Origin of the sequence: Pseudomonas sp. MD330_10, assembly GCF_042610415.1 — a bacterium.
In the GTDB taxonomy this organism is placed as follows: domain Bacteria; phylum Pseudomonadota; class Gammaproteobacteria; order Pseudomonadales; family Pseudomonadaceae; genus Aquipseudomonas; species Aquipseudomonas rhodesiae.
Genome location: NZ_JBHGZU010000004.1, coordinates 307,657 through 325,652 on the forward strand (window position 1 = coordinate 307,657; position 17,996 = coordinate 325,652).

Genomic DNA, 17,996 nt, shown 5'->3' on the forward strand with positions numbered 1-17,996 from the left:
TACCACGACGGGATGGCGTTTGATTTCGAAATTATCCATCTCGAAAATAGCCGGCTACCGCCCCTCGCCAACTGTCGAGGGGCGGGGACGCTTCAGGATGTTTGCGCTGCGATTTCTAAGGCCTGGCGGGTCAGGCGCCGTGCCAGATCTCGGTAGTCGCGCTGGATATGCTCGTAGAAGGTATTCACCGTCGCGTCGGACAGAGGCTGCTCCTCAAGCACCTCGGCTTGCGCAAGGTTCAACGTGTCGGCCAGGCTGACCAGCTGTGTGCGCAGTGTGGCCTTGCGCTCGACGCTCACGGACGGGCTCACCCACTCGCGGTGCGCTTCCAGCAAGTCCTCCAGTTGGCTGCCGGCCTCGGCACGTTGTTCCAGGGCTTGGTTGAACGACTCAACGTATTTTTCTTGCAGGTATTCGTTCCAGAACGGTTGCTCAAGCATGCCGTCGACCAGACCGTTGCCGCGCTCCTGATGGGCAATGTAGCGAGCGGCGCGGCTGAGGTGGGTTTCCGTGACCCTGGCGGTGTTGCGGTAGACCATATGTTCGGACAGCCACGGCAGGTCGAGTCGTGCCTTGAGCCCGGTCTGGTAGGCCAGGTACACCTGCACGTCGTCCACCTGGTTATCTCCACTGCCGAAGGCTTGTCCCAGCCCCCCTTGGCTGATCGGGTCGGTGCGATATTTGATTTCGGCGCGCGCGCGCTCGTTGACCTGATCCAGGCGCCAGGATTGTTTGGCCAACGTCGCCAGGCGGCTCTCGCGGCTGGCCAGGCCTGCGGGGCTTTGGTCCTTGAGGATGTTTTCCAACAGCGTCTCGACGCCGATGCGGTTGAAGATCTGCGCACCGGCATCGGCGCAATTGGCGGGCGCGCCGGCCAGGCTGAATATGCGCTCGCGGAACTGGGGGTTCTCGTCCACGGCAAACAGCACCTGCCATACGCGTATGGACAGGTCTTCCCGGCCCTGGCGGAACAACCGCGCATCCTCCTGGGTTTGAAAGCGCTCCGGCGGTTGCAGCAGATGGAGCACGTCGAACAAGCCCTGGGAACCGTGCTCTTTTTCGACCTCGTCCCAGACCTCCTTGGCCGTGTCCAGATCCTCGCCTTCCAGGCCGCTTGTCCAGTAGTCCCGGTTGGCTTTGTCGCCGACCGGGCGGGTGCGATAGGGGTCGATGCCTTGGGCGCGGCGATAGCTGACAAAGCGGTCTTCGTCGAGGCGTTCGAGCTTGGTACGGTCCAGCCAACTGTTGGCCACGATGCGCGCCGCCGACGAATCCGAGGCGAACTCAGGCACGGTGCGCACGTTGGTGTTGCTCAAGTCCAGTTCCGGCGTGACCCGTTTCGGGCTGTCCAGCCCCGCCGGCCAGGCGCTGATACTGGTTCGCCGCAACACCATGCGGCGCAGCTCAGGCAAGTGGCTGAGGTCCGGAGCGACGCGCATCTGCGTATTGCCTTCCAGGTTCAACGAGCGCAGAAGCTGGCAGCGTTCAAGGATCGCGTAGTCGCTGGGGCGCCAGGCGATGGGGTTATTGCTCAGGTTCAGTTTGGCCAGGAACTTGATATTGGGCAGCTGTGACGGCAGGCCGGCGAGGTTGTTGTCGGACAGGTCAAGGCTGCGCAGATTGGGGAAATTGTCGAGGAAGTCGGTGTCCCGATCCCCCAGGCGTGTGCCGCTGACATTCAAGCGCGTGACATGGCTGAAGTCCGCCCGCAGAGGCTCCAGGCTGGCGATATAGCGCCCCAGGGTCAGTTCGCTCAGGTCCAGCCGCGTTCCGCCGGAGCGTGCCTGCGCAGGTAGCAGGCGTTGATAGGCGCCTTGTTCCCAGCAGTTTTTCAACTCCTTGATGATGTGGCCGCGCATCAGCATTTCGTTGGCCACCAGCGTGGCGCTGGCCTTGGTCAGGCTGGGCTTCTGCTTGCGGAAGTTTTCCAGCTCTGTGTCCAGCACCGCACGGTCGATTTCCAGGGTGTTGAGCAGTTGCTCCGCTTGCGGGGTTTTCAGGTGCGGTGTCACTTCTTCGATCTGCTCGGTGCTCAAACTTGGGCATAACCTGACCAGGGTTTCCTTGAGCGTCGGCGGTTGTGGCGGTTCGCGCCGAAACAGGCGGCGAAAGGCGTCGAACATGGGCTTTTGCAACAGCGACTGGGCGGCACGCTCATCCACCTGACGCCGTGTGGGGGCTTGCAGCAGCGTGCGACGGTTGCTCAAGGGTTCCAGTTGTTCTTTGAGCCAGGCTTTGAAAATCGCGCCCTGGCCGGCCACATAATCGATCTTGCCCGGCGGCAGCAGCCAGATCAGGGCTTCGTACAAGCTGAACTGCGGTTGCGGCGCAGCGCTGCTCATATCGTGGATCTGGTACTGCCCAGGGCCTGTGTGCAGCAGGATTTTCCTCGTGGCGGCCTCGGCGGCGCCAACCTGGCAGCGCACCTGGCCCTGGGCGGTCTGTTCGTGAATGGCGATGCTTATGTCGCTCAGTGCATCGGTGTGCTGGCGCAGGATATTGAGCACCATTCGTTCGGTGTCCGGGGTCAGCAACGCGTCATCGTAGAGCCCCTCGCTTGCGTGGCTGGCGCGCACTTCGTTGGCCAGTGCCCGTGCCAGGTTCTTCAGGCGCAGAGGGATCTGCCGTTGCGTGTTCAGCGTTTCCAACTCATCGGGCGAGGTGCGCAGCAACAGGTTGGCCACCAGGTTTTTCGGCAACTGCGGGAACTGTTGTTGAATCAGCTCGCCAGGGGCGGTTTCGGCCACTTCCGTGGTGCTGTAGAGATGGTTGAAAACGGCGGTTTTTTCCCGCGCCACTTTATCCGCCAGTAACCCGCGCAGGGCCTGGATGCGCGCGGCAGACGTAGGCCCGACCGGCGCGGGCAACAGGCCGGCGAATTCGCTGTCGCTCAAGAACGTAGCGAGGCGTTCGGGCAATTGGCCGGCGCTTACCTCGCGATGGCTGATGTTCAGGGTGTCGGCATCGCTGGCTGTGGCTGCGCCGTAGGTGAGGGCGTGCCCGCTCAAATCATCGTTGATAAACACGGCGATGGCCTTGTTCGGCGGCCAACCGGGTAGCTCGCTGGTGGTTTGCGCGGCCCAGTTGTCCGGCAGCTTAGCGGCGGTGCCGGTGCGCACCTGGGCCGGTGCGCGGTCGACCTGCGCCCGCAGCCTTATTCGCCTGAGGGTGTCGACCAACAGCGGCGGCGGGCTGTCGCGGTCGGCGTACATCATGCGCAAGTCTGCATCGCGGGTGGCGCTGGTCTCGCAGGCCTGTTCCAGCTGGGTCGCGTCGAACCCTTGCACCACCGGGCCAAGGCGGCTGCGCAGCCTGTGGCTGTCCCAGGTCAGCGGGTCCTCGCCTTCGTGATACCACGCGCCGTGCTCGTTATGAACGAGCTTGGGGGCGTAGGCCTCGGCGCGGGTGGGGTGCTTGATGCGATAGGTGCCGCTGGTTTCATCCTGCTCGACGACATAGTGCTGACCCTCCAGGCGCAGGACTTTCTGCTCGCGGTGCCCATGCAGGCCGAGGGCATCGGGCTGTGCGTCGGCCGGCAACTGCAATTCGGGGCGGGCGTAGGGCGCCAGATCCGGGTTCCACAAGCGCGTTCGATCGCCCACCTGCACGGGTTGCAAACCGTCGATAAACGGCGAGCGCTTGAACGCACCCACCACTTTGCCGCCGATGGCGAAGGCGGCCACTTGTACCAGGTCGTTGGTGACGGTGAGCAGATGTTCGCCGGCCTCTCTGAATTGGCCTTCGCTCAAATCCACTGCGCCTTCGACCGCATCATAGGTGAGTTGGAACACGGTGTAGGCCAGCATCAGTTCGCCCAAGTAAGGCACGAACGGCGTGACCACCATCAGAGCGACATTGAAAATATCCGATAACAGGCGGGTGAAGTTGTCCCACCAGGCCCAGCGCGCGTGGGTGTCGGCGTCGGCGGTGGAGACCGCTATGGCGCGCCCGTCGTTGAGGATCTTGTTGAGCGACTGCTGGTAGAGAAATTGCCACAGGTCGCCCCTGATCGGGGTCGCGGAAAACTGCAGGCGGGGGGCGGTCAGTGGCGTTTCGCGCCAGCTGGGGCGAGGGTCCAAGGGGCTGTACTGATGCCATTGGACGCGGCACAGCCGCTGGCTCAGGTTGGCAAAAAAATGCCCGCGTTGAGTGTGATCGACAAACTGGCTGAAGAACTGCTGGTAGGTCTGCTGCTGGCGCGACGGGATCGGCGCGTTGGTTTGCAGTTTGCGTGTCAGGTCCTGCATGAAGGCGAGGCTTGAGTCGTATTCTTTGACCGGGCTTTCGGGGTCATGGGGAATATAGGCGATCAACTTTGAGGTGCTGGTTACCCGCTCCAGGTCCGCGGCGATCAGCAGAATGCCGCTCAAGGACACGTCCAGAATGCTCAATTGATAGAACTGCATCACGCCACGATCACCGCGCAGCGTGCGCATCAGCAGGTGGAAGCCGGCCATGCTCAAGTCGGCGGGCTGTTGCGCGACAGTGTGGATGCTGGCCAAGTGAGCGGCGACTTTGAGGGCTGCTTTTTGGCTGGCGATCACCTGGTGCTGCAATTCGGTGCGCGCCGCCGTGGCTTCAGGCAGCAGACGCTCGTTCAAGTAGCGTTGGTAGTGGGCGCCGAGGTCCAGCTCACGGCACAGGGCCTTGAACTGTTGGATCGACATCGTAGTGTCCAACGGCAGCACGGCGAAGTGCCCGCGATAGTCGGGTTGAGTGATATAGCAAGAGTTGATGTCAAATGTTTCGCGTTTGGCGAAGTTATGCAGGGCGGCATCCAGTAATGAAACTTTGCGGGTGGTCACGCCGTTGGAAAAATCAATGACGTACCACGGCTTTGCAACCGGAATATATAAATAAAGAAACGTGGTCTGCACATTCAGGTCGAGGCCGTATTTATCCTGGATGGCTTTTTTCAAGCGCGGTTCGGCGAAGGCGTAGACATCCTGGATATCGCTTAACAGCCGGTCCACTTGGTTCTGCGTGCGCCAGCCGTCGGCATTGGCCTCCTGCAGCGCTTGATGCTGCGCCGAGGTGAGGCCGGCGAGCCCGGCCGGCCGCGTCAGAGTGGCGGTGTTCAGTTGGCCGAGCCTTGTCGGTGTGCTGGAGGTGATCCAGTCTGGAATGGTTTGTTTGATCAACCCGTAGTGCGGGCCTTTATAGGTGCTGCGCGTAGTTTCAAGTGGAAGAAGTTCGGGCATGAACAAAGACTCTTTAATGGGTTCGAGTCGCTAGTTTCATGCTTTGAGAATTGCCGTAAAAGTTCAAAATGCTGAAGCTTATTAATCCATTAAGTGTGAAGTTAATGGGTTATTTGAATGCAAGTTATAGATAACTAACGCCCCTTTGTCGGGTGCTTGGCACAGGGTCTGTTCGCCTGGTTGCAAATAGGGCGTCAACAGCGGCGCCATGCCTTTGAGCACCTGCACCGGCAATGCCGAGGTGAAGGTGAAATTCTGCGCCGAACTGCCGGGTACGAACGCGGTGAGGGTGCCGAAATGATGCTCACCGATATAGAACACGAAGGTGGCCGTGCGGTTGATCGATTTGGAACTGAGCACCCGCCCGCCGGCACCGATGGCCTCAATGCGGTTGTCGCCGGTGCCAGTCTTGCCGCCCATGATCAACGGCGTGCCGTCGCTGAGTTTGAAACTGCCGGACACGCGTTTGGCGGTGCCGGCATCCACCACCTGCGACAGGGCTTCGCGCAATGCGGTGGCCACTTCGCTGGGCATGACGCGCTTGGCTTTGTCGGGGTTATTGATCAGGTGCGTTTCATAGGGGGTGCCGGCGGCAAAGTGCAGACTGTCGATGCGCAGGGTCGGCTCGCGCACGCCGTCGTTGAGGATGATCCCCACCAATTCGGCCAGCGCCGCCGGGCGATCACCGGAACTGCCGATGGCCGTGGCCAGCGACGGCACCAAGTGATCGAAGGGGTAGCCGACTTTTTTCCAGCGCTCATGAATATCCAGGAAGGCCTCGACCTCCAGCATGGTGCGAATGCGGCTGTCGCGCGCGCTCTTGTGCCGGCTCTTGAACAGCCAGCCGTAGACTTCCTGGCGTTCGTGCTCGCTGGCGGCCACGGCCTGGGCAAAGGTTGCGTCAGGGTGGTTAAGCAGGTAGCCGAGCAGCCACAGGTCCAACGGGTGGACCTTGGCGATATAGCCTTGGTCCGGCAAGTCGTAGGCACCGGGGCCGTAGTCGGTGTAGAGCTTGGCCAGGCGTTCGTCGCTGAGTGTTGTGGCGGTGCCGGACGGGGTCAGGTGCGCCCGTACAAACCGGTTGAAACTCGCCTGGCTGGCCTGGGGCAACAGGTAGCGGTGTACGGCGGCCAGGCGGATCGCGGTGGGGTGGAGGCTGTCCAGAAACGTATCGAGGCGCGCTTGGGTGTCTTTGTTGCGGTACTTCTTCCAGAAACGCAACAGGTAGGTGGTGCCCTCGCGGTCAGCGAACTGGGCCAGGTATTCCTGGCGACGCGGGTCGCTGTCGTCTTTGAGCAACGCGGCGCTATTGCCGGGGGCCTGGTAGGTGCTGTAGCGCACCAGGTCGCGCATCAAACGGATGAAGGGCAGGTTGATCGACTCGCGCAGGGACTCGCGCAAGGTCGGGTTGCGCCCGTTGTCCTCAGCGCGAAAGTTATGAAAACGATGCAGGCCGCCACCGGTGAAAAAACGTTCGCCGGGGCTGGCCGAGTACTGCCGGTCGAGGGCCGCACTGAGCATTTTCGGCAGGCTTGGATCGGTGTTTTGTGCCAGGTAATCCAGGGCCCAGCGCGATAGGCGATCCTGCTCGTCCACCGGGACTTTCTTCAAGGCGGCGGGCGTCTGGCCGGCATAGCGGTCATGCAGCTCGCTGATGATTTGCAGGTAGGTGGTGAGCACTCGCAGCTTGGCGGTGGAGCCCAGTTCCAGTTTGCTGCCTTCGTTGATGTCGAAGGGCTGATCGGTGCTGTCGGTCTGCACCCGCACCCGCGCGCCGTCGGCGGTCATCTCATAGAGGTTGAAGCTGTAGCGCACTTGCGCGGTGCTGGCGGGGGTCAGCAGGCGCGGCCCCAGCAGGCCCAATTGCGCGGCGAAGGCGGGGTCCGCCAGGCGCTTGAGGTAGTCGGTGGCCTGGGTTTGCAGGTCGCTTTGCAAGGTACTGGTGGCGGCCAGGTCCAGGCGGTCAAGGTCGTAGAGCGGGCGATTGAGCAATGCCGCGAGGCGGCTGCGGGCGACACTGATGCCTTTGTTGGTGTCGATCGGTTGGATCGTCGGTTGTTGCAGCCAATCGCGATAATGCACCTTGCTGGCCAGGGCCGCGTCGGCCAGCGCCGCTTCGATCACCTGGTTTTGTGCGAGCAGGCGGATATGGCTGTCGGTCAGGCTGGCCAGTTCGTCGTGGCCCCGGGTCAGGTAAAACGACGGGCGCCGCTGGGCGATCATCAGCGACAGCACCTCGCGCAGCGCCAGGCCACGTTGGCCGAGCAGGTCTGGCTCGTGGCCGGCGAGCAGGGCGTTGGTGCGGTTGAAATCGGCGCCGAACCAGACCCGCAGGCCTTCGGCCAACCCATGCACTTCGCCGTGACCGGGCACGGCGGACAGCGGCACGCTGTTGAGGTAGTCACGCACGATGCGCTGGCGCGCCTGCAAGGTCTGCGGGCCGTCCTGATAGGCGCGCACGCTGGCGGAAATCATCTGGCGGATCTTCTCGCTGCCCGACAACGTCAGGCCATCCGGCGAGTGGCGGTATTTTTCCAACTGCGTGGCCAGGGTACTGCCGCCGGCGGTCTGGCCGGGCAGGTGCAATACCTTCGCCACTTGCGACCAGGCGGCCTTGGCGAAGCGTGGCCAATCCACCGCCGGGTTGGCCAGCGGCTGGTCGGCGGCGAGTAGATCGCGGTTCTCGATAAACAGCAGGCTGTTGACCACCACCGGTGGAATCGCGCCGAAATCCTGATAGGCCTGCTGTGGGTACATGAAGGTGTACAGCGGCGTGGCGCGGCAATCGCTGATGGTCAGCCCGGCTTGGATTTTTTCCGCGTAGGGCACGAACAGGTCGTGCTCGGTGTAGGCCATCAGCGCCGCAGAGAACCGGGCCTGGCGCTGGATCAGGTAGTCGCGTTTGAGCAGGCGCGGCAGAAACTCATCCAACGCGCTGTAACCCAGGCGTTTATCGAACGGGCCGTCGCCGGGATAGACGATGGCGTCGCTGGGGCCGGGTTGCACGTCGTAGGTCAAGGTCTGGGCCAGGCGACTGAAAGTGCGGGCCTGCCAATGGGAGGTGAGCATCTCGCGGCGCGCCGCCACGCCGGCAATGACGCTGCCGATCAACAGCAACAGCCAGAACATCCTCCAGGCGTAGCGGGGTTTGCGCGGCTTTTCGGGCAATGGCGGTTCAACCGCACTGTCGGTGGCAACCGCAGCGGGAGGTGAATCGGTGTGCCATAACGCGCCCATAGTCGATTGATCCATTCACGCAGATTGATCGGACTTGACTCAAGCTTAGTCGCTGATTGGCGTTGGCAAGGAATTTGTCGCCGCCATAACCGGTTACCGCTGGCAGCCCAGGCGGCCGCGCTAGCGTGCGGGTTTGATCGGACCGATCCCCGCGTCCGGCACAAGGAAGTCAGCATGCCTCAATCGACAGGTTCAACCTCCGCGCGTCACGACCATATTGAACAGATCGTCACCGTTTTTTCCGATGTTCCAACCCTGCACGAGGTGGCGGTGACCCAGGTGCAGGCCCTGCTGGATACGCATTACCCCGCGCTTAATTACCTGGCCCGGCGGGTGGCCATCGGCACGCCGTTGCGCGCCGACCAGCATCACTACAGCCCCTTGCCCGATGAAGTGCTGTTGCGCCTGGCCAGTGCCGCGCCGGTGCGCTACGTGGAAGGGCATCATCAGGCGGCGGTGCACCAGCGCGAGAACTATGTGCCGGGCGGGCCGTCGCTGGCCGACATGGAGCGATGGGTCAATCAGTTGGGTCCGCGTCTGCTGGAGGCCTGGCTGGCGCGTCTGGGCGACTGGTGGCGCGACACGGTACCGGTGCAAACCACGCGCTGGGCCTACTTGTCCGCCAGCCTGCTGGCCTTGTTGTACGACTGTGACCCGCCGGCCGGCATGGATGAGCAGGCGTTCGAACGGATATTCCCGCGCGAACGGCTGCGCCCGATCCGACCCGATGCGCAATGGAGCGTGCAGCAAGAGGCACTGAGCGTGTGCACGGTGCAGGTGCGGCGCCAGGGCAGTACGCAAGCGCCGCGCATGCTGCCGGTGCTGGTGCTCGACCATGCCCCGAGCGGCGCGCAAGCGCGTACGTTGCTGTTGTTCAGCCCAGCCACTGGTATTCATCCTCTGGACAGCCTGGACGCTATCGAAGCCCTGATCCCCGATTACCTCAGCCAGGACCTTGGAGGAGGGGCGGTGGAGTGGTTTATCGAACAACCGCCGGCGGACCCCTTCGATCTGCTGGCCGCTTGTTATGCCGAGCGCCAACGGCTCGACGTGCTGGCCATCGACCCCACGGTGCCGCGCACGCCGCGCCAGTACCAGCAGATGCTGGACTACGTGACCGATCCGCGCCGCTGGTTCGAGACGGTGCTGACGCCGATCCAGCAACGCTTGCAGGATGCGCTGCCGCTGTGGCTGGTGCACGCCTCGGCGGACGACAGCCTGGCCTACGCCCGTGGGTTGCAGGCCCTCGCCGAGCAACAGGCGCGTGCCGCCGGGCAAGGGTTTCTCGACGGTATCCCGCCGATCCGCGCCTTTGCCGCCGAGGCCCTGAAGCGGTGCCTGGCCAAGCAACCCTTGGCTAAAGACCTGAACCCGGACGATATCGAGGTGACCTTCAACCTGGCCACAGCGGCCATGTTGCCGGGCGGTTACCCCAGTGGCGATGTGCAGCGGGTCAGCCTGAGCCTGACGGAACTGGCCCTGGAGAACCTCAGGGGCTTTCCCCATGCGCCGTCCCAGATCACCCTCAAGGGCCGCGCCGCGCCGACTTGGTTGAGCGCTTCGTTGTTGCTGGCCTGCGTCACCGAGGTGGACATCGGCCAGTCCTACCCGGACCTGCTCAAGCAAAAGCTCATCAGCGATCCCCCCGAACGCGCACGGCGCGAAGCCCTGTTTACTGGGCAATTGCGCGCGCAGCTGCCATTGCTGGCCTTGCAGATGAAACTCAAGGGGGAGGGCGGGTTGACCCAGGCAGGTGCGCGCTTGGTAGCCACGGCAGTAGCGTCGGCTGCGGATGAGCAGGCGGCGATCTGGCCTTTGGCGTTCAAAGCATCGCCCACGGCCGCCGAGGATCCTGTGCTCAGCCACTTTGTGATCGGCCCGCGCAATAGCGAGCAGGGGCCGCATCTGCTCTACCGGCCGTTGTTCACGCCGAGTCTGCGCGAGTTCGAATCCCCTCGGGCGCTGTTGCAGGCGATCCAGGCGCCGGGCGAGTTGCAGGACAACGTGCTGGCCTGGATCGCCCCGAGCCGTCAGGCGGTGTATGCCAACGGTGGGTTTCTGGAACCGCATATCCGTCACTTTCATCAGGGCGATGAATTCAGCGTGCCCGCCCGGCCCGCGCCCGCTCAACTGAGCAAACAGGTGCAAAGCGGCGACCCACTGCCCCGGCTGTTTGCTGCCACCGCCGAAGCGTTGGTGAGCCTGGCCGACGCCGAGTCGGTGTCGAACGCCGAGCAGCGCTGGGCGACGATCAAGGCCGGTGGCTGGTTGCTGTTCAGCAGTGCGTTGCCGTTTCTGCGTGGCCCGGCGTTGCTGGCCGGCTGGATGGTGCAGGTGCTGGACAGCGTGCAGCGCGACGTGGCCGCCTCGACCCCCGCCGATCCCGTCGCCCAAACCGAGGGCGCAATGGACCTGCTGAGCAATCTGGTGATGGTCCTGGCCTATCGCGCCTCGCCCCACGAGCGGCCGGCGACGCTCGATCTGCGCCATCCGGTGTTTGCGCGCACCCGAGCTACGCTGGCATCGCCTTCGCCTACGGTGACGCGCAGTGCCGCCGCGCTGCCCACCCATGCGCCGTACCGCTGGAGCAGCGCCCGCGATACGTTGACGCCGTTTATGCGCGAACGTCTGGAAGGGCTGAGCCTGCGCGCCGTGCAACAGCCCTGGCCGCTCGCTTTGCCGGGCGCCGAAACCGCGGGTCGGCTCAAGGGCTTGTTGCAGGACACCGGTTCGACTCCGCCGCAATGGCAGGCGGTGGTACGCGGCCATGTTTATCGAGTGCGGCTGGTCGGCGACAGTGTGCAAGTCACCGACGCCGCCGGCACGGCCAGCGGCCCCTGGCTCAAACCGCTGGAGGGCGGCGGCTGGGATCTGGACTTGCGCCTGCGCCTGCGCGGTGGCCAAGCCGACACCCCGGCGGCGCCCGCCAGCACCGAAGCGCGTCGCCAACAACTGGAGCAGGATTTACGTCAATACGCCCAACGCCGCGAAACCGCGGAGCGTGCTATCGGCGTGGCGCGCAGCCTGAAAACCAGCCACGCCGGGCACATCACCGAACAACAGCGAATCGCCACCGATGCCCGCTACCTGCACGAGTTACAGAACAAACTGGAGGCTTCCCGCCTTGAACTCCAATGCCTTAAAGACCTGCAAGCTCTACGCCCGCGCCCCGGTTACGAGCGCGAGTTGAGCACGCTGCTCGAAGGCCAGATCCTCAACTTGCGCCAGTTGCTGCAATACGCTCGGGAAGCGACCGCCGCGCTGCATGCCAGGCTGGTGCCGGCGCTGGAACTGGTGCAAGCCGAGAGTGAAGCGGAGGCATTGTCGGATATCAACCTAGAGGCGCATCGCAACATCGTCGAAGGCATGCGCCTGTTGGCCGACCAAAACCAGAACGCGATTGTCTGGCGCAGCCTGGAAATCGACACCCTGGACGCGCTGGAGCGAGTGCCCAAATACGGGCGAGACAAAGCCCAGGCGTTCAAACAGAGTGAGGCGGCTACCCCGACGGTGCTGGAGTTGCAGTCGTTGCAAGTGTCCGCGTTGTGGGCGGTTGCGCTCAACAGCGAGGGGCCGAGGCTGGACGATGATTTTTTCCAAAGCCTGGACGACACCGTACAACGTGCCCGTTGGGCCAGCGGCTCCCAGGCGCAGCTCGATGAGCTGGCGTCGCACAACCCGGAGTTGCGCGTCGAATTGCTGGAAAGCTTCGATCGCGTGTATGCCCAGACCGACGACCGCATCGAGTTCTGGCGAGCCATGGAACCGGACAAGTTCCACCTGGGCTACCTGGACAAACTGCAACAACTGTTCGCCCAATTGCACCTTCAGGTACAACGCGAGTTGGCCGCGACTTTGGAGCCGGCGCCTGTCACCCGGCCCGCGTCCCGTGTGCGGCAGAAGAAAATAATCCGCACGCGCAACCAGGACCTGTACGTGGCGCGGGTGACAGTCACCAGCGATGAGCAGCCGATTGAAATCGCCGAGGTCACCGACGCTCAGAACGAAGTGATTGCTTCGTTTACCCAGGCCACCGACGGCATCTGGGAGCCGCTCAACAAAACGCCGGTGCAGCGCACGACGTCGTTGCCCAACCTGGCGCGCTTGATCGAACAAGGCCAGGCCCTGCGCGCGCCGGTGGAAAAGGCCATCGCCGAAGTGTTGAAAATGGCGCGCAACGCCAACGAACCGCAGTCCCTGCAAGACATCCTGGAGCAACGCGCCGACAAGTTACGCCGCTGCGCCGATGCCATTCAGCAGCGCCTGTTGCTCAGCGAGCCGGATCGTTTGGCGGCCACGCAAAGAGCCCGGGCGCGCACCGAAACCGACGAGCTGCGAGCCGCTGCCAGTCGTTTGTCCGAGCAAGGCTTGCAGGCGCGCTTGACCGCTATCAAGGCGCGCCCGCCGACCCAGGCCGGGTTGGACGTGTTGGTGGGGCATCGCGAAGCCAAGGTGTATCGCCAGGGCGAGCGCGTGGCGTTGGCGGGGCGCGCGGATGACTGGTTGCAAAGCTATTTGGTGATCGACGAACAGAGCCGACAGCCCTGGTGCTACGGGCATTTTCACTATGGGCGCCAGACCGGGCCGGACGATCATTTCAGCGCCGCGCACCTCAAGACTCCGGAACAGCACCGGTTGGGCAAGCAGGCGCAGATCGAGGCCCAGGCCCAGGCATTTGCCAGGATGAAGGCCGGGCAGAGCGGACGCGTCAGCCAGACCCTGGAGATCCATCGCGGCGAAATCAACCTGCGCATGGCCCGCAAGCTGTTCTTCGATGCGCCTGCCTGGCCTGAGGGCAAACCCTCGATCTAGAGCGCTCGCCGCCCGCGCCTACGACCAGAGTAGGGGCATGACGCTGCACCTTGGCTGTGCAATACTCGCCGCCGTTTCCACGGCAGAACGCCACGTCAGGCAGTTAATGCCCCTCCGCATAAGCGGCTTTTGCCGCGAGTTCTCGCCAAATTTTGTCGTTTATTGAGTGAAAAGCCCTGTTGGGAGCTTTTTATACTGCACGCCCGCTGATCTGACGGTTGTTCTGTCAGACGGTTCTGCCCACGAGGCAGGCCGGTTATTCAGGCGCCCGCGCTTATCCGCGCTAACGCCCATGACTCGGTGGATCAATCCAATAACAAAATGAGGTTGTATCCCTATGCCCTCTGGCAACCACCTGCCCCATGGCGAGACCGCTCAAGTCGGCCCGCTCAAACGCGAACTGGGTGAACGGCATATCCGCCTGATGGCCCTGGGCGCCTGTATCGGCGTCGGCCTGTTCCTCGGTTCGGCCAAGGCCATCGAAATGGCCGGCCCGGCCATCATGCTCTCCTACATCATCGGCGGTCTGGCGATCCTGGTGATCATGCGCGCCCTCGGCGAGATGGCCGTGCACAACCCGGTAGCCGGCTCGTTCAGCCGCTATGCCCAGGATTACCTCGGGCCGTTAGCGGGCTTTCTGACCGGTTGGAACTACTGGTTTCTGTGGCTGGTGACCTGCGTCGCCGAGATCACCGCCGTGGCGGTGTACATGGGCGTCTGGTTCCCCGATGTGCCGCGCTGGATCTGGGCTCTGGCGGCCCTGGTGAGCATGGGCACCATCAACCTGATCGCGGTCAAGGCGTTCGGTGAGTTCGAGTTCTGGTTCGCCCTGATCAAGATCGTCACCATCATCGCCATGGTCATCGGTGGCGTCGGCATCATTGCCTTCGGCTTCGGCAATGACGGTGTGGCGCTGGGGATTTCCAACCTGTGGGCTCACGGCGGGTTTATGCCCAACGGCATGACCGGCGTGCTGATGTCCCTGCAAATGGTGATGTTCGCCTACCTGGGCGTGGAAATGATCGGCCTCACCGCCGGTGAAGCACGCAACCCGCAAAAGACCATCCCCAACGCCATCGGCTCGGTGTTCTGGCGCATCCTGCTGTTCTACGTCGGGGCGTTGTTCGTGATTCTGTCGATCTACCCGTGGAATGAAATCGGCACCCAGGGCAGCCCGTTCGTGATGACCTTCGAGCGTCTTGGCATCAAGACGGCGGCGGGCATTATCAACTTCGTGGTGATCACGGCCGCCCTGTCTTCCTGCAACGGCGGCATCTTCAGCACCGGGCGCATGCTCTACAGCCTGGCGCAGAACGGCCAGGCACCGGCGACCTTCGCCACCACCTCAAGCAACGGCGTGCCGCGCAAGGCACTGCTGCTGTCGATCGCCGCGTTGTTGCTGGGCGTACTGCTCAACTACCTGGTACCGGAAAAAGTCTTTGTGTGGGTGACGTCCATCGCCACCTTCGGCGCGATCTGGACCTGGGTGATGATCCTGCTGGCGCAGCTCAAATTCCGTAAGAGCCTGAGCCCTGCCGAACGCAAAAACCTGAAGTACCGCATGTGGCTGTACCCGGTCAGTTCCTACCTGGCCCTGGCGTTCCTGGTGCTGGTGGTGGGCCTGATGGCGTACTTCCCGGACACCCGCGTAGCGCTGTATATCGGCCCGGCGTTTCTGGTGCTGCTGACGGTGCTGTTTTACGTGTTCAAGCTGCAGCCGACCCAAGCGGCGGCGCAGTCGGCTTGACCGCCTGAACCGGCGACCGCGCAAGGCGGTCGCCGGTTTGCGTCAGCGGCTGGCGGCCAAGGGCGCCGGCCGTGGCGCGCTCAAACGCTGATTGAATTCCAGCCAGGCCGCCAGCGCCGCCATCAACAGCAACCCCAGCAACGCACTGAAGATCTGCATCGGCCAGGCATCGTTGACTTGGGCGTTGAGCATATCCGCCAATGGCGCCAGCAATACCCCCAGGCAAAACACTTCCAGTGAATGACGCCCCATGCGGCAGCATTGCTGGGCCGGCCAGTTCTGTGTCCAGCCGTGGGTGGGCAACAGCTTGGCGGTGACATAGGCCAACGCCAGAAAATGCAGCAGGCGCACCGGCGACAAGTCGGTCTTGCTGATCGGGTACAACCACTCGTTGAGCAGCGTCGGCATCAGCGCATCGTGAATCTGCGGCCAGCGCCACGACAAGGTAATCACTGCCGCCAGCAAGCTGTACGCCGCCGCGACCATAAACACGGGCTGGCGCGACAATGGTCGCGGATCGGGCGTGTGGGGCCGGCGAGCATGGATCGACGCGGCACCGCCGAGCACGAACAGCAGTTGCCAGGTCACCGGGTTGAAGTACCACACACCGTCGGCAATCGCCGCCAGGTTCCAACCCAGTTTCGGCGCCAGCAGGTACACCGTCAGCGACACGGCCACCACCGCCAGCGGCACACGCACCAACGCCGGCAGCACCAGCGGCAGCCCAAGCAACAGCACGATATACAGCGGCAGTGGGTCCATCAGATTGGGTTTGAAGCGCAGCAATAACTCGTCGGTCAGCGCCTGCTGCGGGTTGGTGATGAAGTGCGTCAGGCCCATTTCCTGTACCAGATCGCGGGTTTCCACATGGCTGTTGGCGAAGAACACGATGCCCATCAGCATCGCCAGCAGGAAGATATGCACCACATACAGCACCCAGGCCCGGCGCAGGATTTTCAGGCAGGCCATGCCATAGCCCTCGCGCTCCATCACCTTGCTGTAGGCCAGCACCGAGGCATAACCGGCGAGGAACACAAAGACCTCGGCCGCGTCGCTGAAACCGATGTTGCGCAGGGTGATCTGGCCGAGGGGATTGTGGGGGACGTGATCCCAGAAAATGAAGATCAACGCCAGGCCCCGAAAAAAATCGATGCGTGGGTCGCGTCCGTTCAGCATGGCAGCGGGCTCTTGAACAAAATGGGTTTAGTCAGGACAAGTCTACGAGGGCGATGTCGTACGCCGCTTGTCGGGCGGGCGCAGGTTGGCGGTATTTGTAAGCAATTGCAAAGACTGGGTATTACTGAATGTCTCGACAGCCCGCCCAAGTTGGGCGGGCTGAGGGCGTAGATCAGGCAGCAGCAACTTCAAGGGGTTCAAAGCTATCGGCGCGCGCCATCTGCCACATGCGCGAATAGAACTCACCATTCACTTCACCGGTCAGCAGCTCCCCTGGCTTGAGGAACACATGCAACTGCGAGAACAACTTGATCTCCGTCGCCGACATGCGCCGCACCAGGTGCTTGGCCGACAGCTGCGAGGGGTGATCCAGCCCCGCCGCCGCGAGCATTTCGGCCAGGGCCTTGAGGGTGTTGCGGTGGAAGTTGAACACGCGCTGGGCCTTGTCCGGTACCACCAGGGCACGTTGGCGCAACGGGTCCTGGGTGGCGACGCCGGTCGGGCACTTATTGGTGTGACAGCTTTGGGACTGGATGCAACCGATGGCGAACATAAAGCCGCGCGCCGAGTTGGCCCAGTCGGCGCCGATGGCCAGCACGCTGGCGATATCGAACGCGCTGACGATCTTGCCGCTGGCGCCGAGCTTGATCTTGTCGCGCAGGTTCAGGCCCACCAGGGTGTTATGCACGAACAGCAAGCCTTCGCGCAGTGGTACGCCGATATGGTCGGTGAACTCCACAGGTGCCGCGCCGGTGCCGCCTTCTTTGCCGTCGACCACGATAAAGTCCGGAAGGATGCCGGTTTCCAGCATGGCCTTGGCAATGCCCATGAACTCCCATGGATGGCCCAGGCAGAACTTGAAGCCCACCGGTTTGCCGCCGGACAGTTCACGCAATTGGGCGATGAACTGCATCAGCTCGATCGGCGTGGAAAACGCACTGTGGCGTGACGGGGAGATGCAGTCTTCGCCCATCTGGATACCGCGGGTGTCGGCAATTTCCTGGGTGACTTTATGTTTGGGCAGGATGCCGCCGTGGCCGGGTTTGGCGCCCTGGCTCATCTTGATTTCGATCATGCGCACCTGGGGGTTCTGCGCCTGCACGGCGAAGCGCTCCGGGTCGAAACGGCCGTCGCTGGTGCGGCAACCGAAGTAGCCGCTGCCCAGTTCCCAGGTCAGGTCGCCGCCGTGTTCGCGGTGGTAAGGGCTGATACTGCCTTCGCCGGTGTCATGGGCGAAATTCCCGAGCTTGGCGCCCTGGTTCAGCGCGCGGATTGCGTTGGCGCTCAACGAGCCAAAGCTCATCGCCGAGATATTGAATACCGACGCCGAATACGGCTGTGTGCATTGCGGGCCGCCGACCATTACACGGAACGCGCTGGGGTCGCTCAGGGGAGCGGGGCGCATGGAGTGACCGATAAATTCGAAGCCGGACTGGTACACGTCGATCAAGGTGCCGAAGGGTTTGTCGGCAGTCTCGTTCTTGGCCCGCGAGTACACCAGCGAACGCTGGGCGCGGGAGAAGGGCAGGGCGTCGCTGTCGGACTCCAGCAGGTACTGGCGGATTTCCGGGCGGATGGCCTCCACCAGGTAACGGATATTGCCCAGGATCGGGTAGTTGCGGCGCACCGCGTGAGGGCTTTGCAACAGGTCGAACAGGCCGATCAGGCTCAGCACGCCGGTGACCAACGTGATCGGCCACACCCACTCATAGTGAAGGAACGGCAGGCTGGCAAGGGTGAACAGGACGCACACGGCAAAGAAGGCGTAACGGCTTAGCAAGGACAGGCTCATACGGGTTCCTTGAGGTCGGACTCTTACAGGT

General features: G+C 63.1%; 6 protein-coding genes. 2 read left to right on the plus strand and 4 right to left on the minus strand.

Annotated elements, in window-relative coordinates; genetic code table 11:
• Window positions 1-92: 92 nt before the first annotated feature.
• Window positions 93-5,201, minus strand: coding sequence for an NEL-type E3 ubiquitin ligase domain-containing protein (locus tag ACFZPT_RS08895; RefSeq protein WP_099312765.1), 5,109 nt, complete (start codon window positions 5,199-5,201; stop codon window positions 93-95).
• A gap of 81 nt (window positions 5,202-5,282) precedes the next feature.
• Window positions 5,283-8,438, minus strand: a complete 3,156-nt coding sequence (locus tag ACFZPT_RS08900; protein WP_099312763.1) for a transglycosylase domain-containing protein — start codon at window positions 8,436-8,438, stop codon at window positions 5,283-5,285.
• Between the two features lie 174 nt (window positions 8,439-8,612).
• Between ACFZPT_RS08900 and ACFZPT_RS08905 the strand changes: the two genes are divergently transcribed.
• Entirely contained in the window at window positions 8,613-13,250 is a 4,638-nt protein-coding gene (locus tag ACFZPT_RS08905; RefSeq protein WP_099312761.1) for a hypothetical protein, read from the plus strand.
• Window positions 13,251-13,587: 337 nt separating this feature from the next.
• A complete protein-coding gene (locus tag ACFZPT_RS08910; protein WP_034111929.1) occupies window positions 13,588-14,997 on the plus strand; it encodes an amino acid permease in 1,410 nt (469 codons plus the stop codon).
• A gap of 42 nt (window positions 14,998-15,039) precedes the next feature.
• Here ACFZPT_RS08910 and ACFZPT_RS08915 read toward each other — a convergent pair whose 3' ends face one another.
• Window positions 15,040-16,173, minus strand: a complete 1,134-nt coding sequence (locus tag ACFZPT_RS08915) for an OpgC family protein (RefSeq protein ID WP_034111931.1) — start codon at window positions 16,171-16,173, stop codon at window positions 15,040-15,042.
• 172 nt (window positions 16,174-16,345) lie between these two features.
• Complete coding sequence (locus ACFZPT_RS08920) at window positions 16,346-17,965, minus strand: FMN-binding glutamate synthase family protein (protein ID WP_034096096.1); 1,620 nt, start codon at window positions 17,963-17,965, stop codon at window positions 16,346-16,348.
• Between the last annotated feature and the right edge of the window lie 31 nt (window positions 17,966-17,996).